The organism is Microbacterium sp. Leaf351 (genome assembly GCF_001423825.1).
In the GTDB taxonomy this organism is placed as follows: Bacteria; Actinomycetota; Actinomycetes; order Actinomycetales; family Microbacteriaceae; genus Microbacterium; species Microbacterium ginsengisoli.
The window spans coordinates 87,933-88,179 of record NZ_LMPK01000036.1; the positions used below are offsets into that span (position 1 = coordinate 87,933).

1 pseudogene is annotated in these 247 nt (G+C 70.9%); it reads right to left on the minus strand.

From position 1 onward, the window contains the following. Positions 1-40 precede the first annotated feature (40 nt). Positions 41-247 (minus strand): annotated as a pseudogene (locus ASG00_RS18475) (division/cell wall cluster transcriptional repressor MraZ); the annotation flags it as partial.

Consider the following 247-nt stretch of genomic DNA (forward strand, 5'->3'; position numbering starts at 1 on the left):
GTGCGCCAGGGAGAGGCGGGTGGGGATCGCGGCCTGGGGCTCAGAAGAGGCCCGGGATCACCTCCTGCTCCAACTCGGCATAGCTCGACTCGTTGGCCTCCGCGTAGGCGTTCCACGCGGCGGCGTCCCAGATCTCGGCGTGAGCGCCGACGCCGGTGACGATGAGCTCACGCTCGAGTCCGGCGTACGTGCGCAGGTGCGGCGGCACGGTGATGCGGTTCTGTCCGTCGGGCTTCTCCGCGCTCGC